The sequence below is a fragment of the Algoriphagus sp. genome, assembly GCF_024642405.1.
Classification (GTDB): domain Bacteria; phylum Bacteroidota; class Bacteroidia; order Cytophagales; family Cyclobacteriaceae; genus Algoriphagus.
Map to the genome: position 1 here is coordinate 1 of NZ_JAHEBC010000314.1, position 4,545 is coordinate 4,545.

Here is a 4,545-nt window from a genome sequence, read left to right on the forward strand (position 1 = left end):
ATCGGCAATAAATAGAAATGGAGAAAACTGAAACAGGACATCAAACCCAAATTCACCAACGACTTTAAATCCTGCTACTCCAAAATAGAAATCTATTCCTGCCCCAAACTGTACGGTATTGGAAGTAACAGCAAAATAGCAGGTAAGCGTTAACCGAGGGTTTCCTGAAAGAATTTTCAGAGTTAACCTCTTCATTGTCGGTATTTGCAAATGGGTAGGTGGATCGAATCGTGGATGAAATCCACCAACTGAAAGGACAAAATCTGGTTTTTCACCCCAACTTATTCTTAGAACCATGTCCCCTTCTAGCCCGAAAGTCAACACTTTAGAATCAAAAAGGCTAGCGTCAAAGCTCAACATGCCTTTTTCAAAGTCAATCATTCCCAAGAAAGCAACTTGTATCTTAATCAATGCTGCATTTTCGTCGGGCAAGATCACCCGTAAGACTCCAAGGATTCCAAATCGAACAGGATTGGCAAACTCAATTGCAATCCCTAAATCAACTCGCAAAATTGTTGGTACTCCCCAGGTAATTGCCGCCATAGGGCCTAAGACAAATTGATCCCTTTTGACGGGAAAAACTTCCTTAATATCTGTGAGAATCTTATTGATGTTGGCAATTATATCTTTCGGGAAAAGAATATTTTGGATGGTTCCATTTCGAACCCCATCTCTAAGCCTTTCCACTTGGATAGTTCGGTGAATACCTAAAATACCACCCAAACCAGAGATAAAAAATCCAAAGCCTAGCGCTATACCTGTACCAAATTCTACAGAAACAATGAATAATACTGAGGTGCCAGGCTTTCCGTCTGGCATTTTACTATTAATAATTCCTATCGCTGAAACAGCAAAGAGATTCATAAATGAAAGCTCTATTGCCCCAGCATATTCACCCTTATCTTTGTCAAAAAACAGATAACCGCCGCCTGTAAACACAGGTGTATCCAAAGAAACTCCCAATCCTGTTGGTGGTAGGAATTTTATATCAATGTTGACAACACCAAAATTTGAGTTTCCTTGAGGAACTCCATTGTTAAAAGTAGCTTTAGTTAATTTTGCTTCAATACCTAATCCTTCCACAGAGGCAGAAACAGGCCCTAAAGTGATATTAGCTCCAGAAAATGTCAATCCAAGGTCTGCGCCGGAAGCTCCATTGTTTTTAAAGGAAATTTTTATTGCATCGAGACTTACAGCATTTCCAAATTTACCATTCACCGGAATTAATGCTTCACTTTGAGCCCCTCCAAAAGAAACACTTAATCCAGATGGCCATCTGACATCTAAATCGATATCAAATGAACTACCAAATTGGAGATCTTTTAAATTAATCTGGCTAGGTAGCAGATTATCCATTCCCGGAATAACAATCTGGTTTTCAATCAATCCTCCCAAAATAAAATCCCAGTCATTTGAAGCTGTTCTGCTTAAGCCGATTTTGCTTAGATAAATCCTTGCGACACTAGGAATATCTAAAACCTTCAGGGCATTTGTACTTGGCACTACCTCCCCAATCACATGGAATGCTCCTTGGTTATCTATTTCAATATCTACGGCAATGGAAGTAGGTTCCCCACCCATGCCATTAAAGCCTTCTAACTCAAGTTGGCCTTTAAGAGCTATAGTTATTTCTTCACCGTTTTTGGTTACTGAAATTTCAGAAACCGTAATTTTTACAGAGCCTATATTAAATACAGCGCTACTGCCAATGGAGGCAGAGAAGTTACCCTCTGAGGGAACATTAAAACTTACTTCAATCTTAGCTTGCTGATCAGATTCATCTTTTAATCCGGGGATTTCAAGTTCGCCTTCAAAAGAGAATGGATACTCTAAACTATCAGGCGTAAATGTGATTTGAAGTTCTTTTATAGTAAATGCGAAACCACCGATTTTTATTTTTTGATCTTGCGAAATCGATATGCTATACTCTTGGGTTGCTTTTGTGTATTGAAAGCCTATACCGATTTCTGCAGGCCCAGAACCATCTTCTTGTTCAAAACCTGAAAAACCTAATGCAGCTTCTGCAGAGATACTTTCCAGGTCCCCATTGAGAATTCTTAGGTCAAACTCTTCTATAAACAGGCTGACATCCCCAAGCTTTAATTCGGTTTTATTGCCGCCAGGGTTTGCCTGAATCGTATAATCATTCCCGTTCGCCAATTGGAAATTAAATGCCAAAGAATTATTTCCATCATCGCAAGCCGGGATAGTCAAATTTCCGGCAAATACAGCATCCGTTAGATTTCCATTTTGAATTGCAAATCCAAATTGGGAGAAATCAAAAGTCAGCCCTCCAATAGCAAAAGTTGGTAAAGGACTTGCGGAAAAACTTAGCTTATTTTGAGGACTGTCATATGAAATAGCAACATCTATAAAGTCATCACCTCCCGGCAACTTGAACTTGGAAGATCCAGAAATCGACTGCATACTTCCGTTTGAAACAATTACACTTAGATTAATATCTTTTACTTCTAATCCATTTCCTTCGAGTGTCCCGGTAGATGAAATCAGAATCGTATAACTATTCCCTCCATTGGCCACTGAAAAAGTAAAATTAAGTCCTCCACCATTGGTGAAGAAGGGCATATTTATAGATCCGACCAGATCTCCCGATTCAAAACTTCCATTCCGGATTAAAAATGCAAGTGTGGTAATATTTAAAGTAAATATTGCTAAATCTACCGGAGGAAGATTTGTTGCAGAGATTGAAAAATCCTCATTTCCATTCTTGGAATAATTAACTGCTACGCTAAACGGTTGGTTGGCTTGGGTCAGTTCAGGAATATGAAAACTAGCTGATCCATTGGCATTCTGCACACTTCCATTATCTACTGAAATGCTAAACACTACATCTGATAGAACAAACATCCCAAAGTTTGAACTTTGACCTGAACCATCTATTGCAATTGAATAACTATTAGATCTTGCTATGGCAACATCAAAATCCAGAGGAGTCCCATCAAATACCGGTAAGGTTACTTGACCATTGACATCTGCAGAAAAGTTTTGATTCTCCTTACTTTCAATTCTAATTTGATCAAAATGGAGATTGAAACTATCAAGATCGGCTGTTACATCAGTCAATTCTATCACATAAACAGGATCAGCCCCTGATGTATCAACAGAAATATTAAAATTAAAAGGTTGACTCAGCCCAGGAAGCTGTAATGATCCAGCTCCAGATAAAGATTGAAGATTTCCATTTTGAACGGTCAGGCTAAAACTTTGAAATTGTAATATGACTGGCCCAAATTCAATCGTGTTTTGATCTGGAGTTCCGGTCAATTCAAGCGAATAATCCTGCCCAGTATTTCCTACAGACATCTCGTATTGAATTCCTGCTCCTCCAGTAGCATCAGGTAATTTGAATACCCCAATTGCTTCTCCACTTTGGAAAGCTCCATTGCTAATCACAAATTGTAATGAAGCCATTTGAAGTTCCCCTCCAAATAAATCCACATCTAGGGGATTTTGAAGATTTACCTCATATCTATTTTGGACTCGTGAATAGGTTAATGAAACAGAACTTACAGAATTAAACCCTGGGATTTGCAGAGAAGCAGTTCCCGAAAAATCCTGTAATACCCCAGCTTGAACATTTAAAGCAATCTGTACCTGATTTAGCTCAAAATCACCAAACCTAACAAATTGAGATCCGCTGTTTACTGCAATTTGGTAGTTTTCATTTCTGTCAAATGAAACTGCAAAATTCAAACTCCCTCCATCGTCAAAAACGGGCAAGGTCAAGCTTCCTGACGCACTCGCAGAAAACTGCTGTCCCTTTTGACTGGATAAGTTGATCTGGGTAAAGGAGAGATTAAAACCTCCTATTTCTGCATTGACATTATTTATTTGGATAGCATACTGGGAATTATCTCCATTTACAGTAGCATCAAAAGTAAACCCAAAAGGCTGACTTAAACCTGGTAGTTGTAATTGACCGGCTCCATTGATACTATCCAACTGATTATTGACAACGGCTAATTCAAATGAATTAACTTCCAGAATAATAGGACCAAAGTTCAGAATATTGTCTTGGGGATTACCAGTCAATTCGAGGGTATAATCATTTCCCTGGTTCCCAATAGCTAAATCAAAGGAGATTCCTGCTCCATCAGTGGTATCAGGTAATTTGATTTTACCTTTAATAAGACTGCTTGTAAATGCACCATTAGTAAATTTGAATTGAATCTGTGAAAAATCAACCTTACAACCAGCAACTTCGGGAAGCCCAAAATTATTTGCCGAAATGGTTAGATTTTCATTTTGATTAACCCGGTTAAATTGTAATCCAATTTGAATTGGTGTTCCAGAACTAATCTCTGGAATTGTTAATTCCCCATTTCCAGTAATATCCTGTAATTGCTCATTCTCATAAAGCATTTCATACTGCTGCAGATTCAATTCAAATCCACCATGAGAAAGAGATTGATTTCCTAGGTTGCTTACATCTATTTTAAGTCTATCAGTCTGCGCATCTTCAAATTCAACACTGAAGTCAAGCTGCCCATTTGAAAAAAAAGGAATTCCTAAGTTTCCTTCCCA

At 38.3% G+C, this 4,545-nt stretch carries 1 protein-coding gene; it reads right to left on the reverse strand.

Features of this window, described 5'->3' with window-relative positions:
- The coding region (locus Q0L68_RS16830; RefSeq protein ID WP_296705380.1) for a DUF6603 domain-containing protein at positions 1-4,545 on the reverse strand (4,545 nt) is incomplete at both ends.